2 protein-coding genes are annotated in these 923 nt (G+C 40.5%); both read left to right on the forward strand.

Features of this window, described 5'->3' with window-relative positions:
* The first annotated feature begins 90 nt into the window (after positions 1-90).
* Positions 91-486 (forward strand): transposase family protein, encoded by a 396-nt coding sequence (locus tag PV763_RS17665; RefSeq protein WP_008306679.1) that lies wholly within the window; start codon positions 91-93, stop codon positions 484-486.
* On the forward strand, positions 434-904 hold the full coding sequence (locus PV763_RS17670; RefSeq protein ID WP_004809604.1) for an IS5/IS1182 family transposase: 471 nt from the start codon (positions 434-436) through the stop codon (positions 902-904). Before PV763_RS17665 ends, PV763_RS17670 begins: the two co-directional genes overlap by 53 nt.
* The last annotated feature ends 19 nt before the right edge of the window (positions 905-923 follow it).

Consider the following 923-nt stretch of genomic DNA (forward strand, 5'->3'; position numbering starts at 1 on the left):
TAATAGATCTCTTTCATAAATCAAAAAACGATCTTCTTTTTGGTTAATATTTGCACTCCGGATTTCTTAGCATTCGTGCATAATCTGCGGATGAAATACATCGATTCAAACAAGCTTTCTGATCCTCAGTTCAAGCGATATACAGGCATCTCATGGTCAACTTTCTATTTGATGGTTGAGCAATTGCAGAAGCATGTCTCTGCCAAAGGCAGACCGCCCAAGTTAAGCCTGGAGGATCAGGTTCTGCTCTGTCTGAGCTATTGGCGGGAATACCGAACCTTATTTCACGTTGCGACGAGTTACGGGGTTTCAGAGCCCACAGCGTCAAGAATTGTCCGTCATGTTGAAGACTGCCTGATTCGGTCCAATCTGTTTAATTTACCCAAAGATTTACCCGAGGGCGAAGGCATCGACTGGAATGTTGTGATCGTGGATGCCACGGAAATTCCAATCCAAAGGCCTAAAAAAACAGAAGAAAAGCTATAGCGGCAAGAAAAAGACCCATACCTTTAAAGTACAGGCCATGATTCACTACAAAACTCAGCAAATTCTGAGTTTATGTACCAGTCGCGGTGCAGTGCATGATTTCGAGTTGTTCAAACGCAATTTAAACCAGATTCCTTTTGGGGCTTTTATCCTTGCAGATAAAGGCTATCAGGGGATTTATGTGTTGTATCCGAATAGCCTGTTGCCATTAAAAGCCAAAAGACACTGTAAATTGGATCCTGAATTGAAAATCTATAATCAGGAAATTAATAAAAGAAGAATCGGAATTGAGCATGTATTTGGCAGCCTAAAAACCTTCAAAATCCTTGCTGAGCGTTATCGAAATAGAGGTAAAAGGCTTGGTTTGAGATTCAATTTAATCGCTGGAATCTACAACTTGGAACTGAGCAAAAAATGATTTATGAAAGAGGTCTAAT

Source organism: Acinetobacter sp. AS5 (assembly GCF_048957595.1).
Classification (GTDB): domain Bacteria; phylum Pseudomonadota; class Gammaproteobacteria; order Pseudomonadales; family Moraxellaceae; genus Acinetobacter.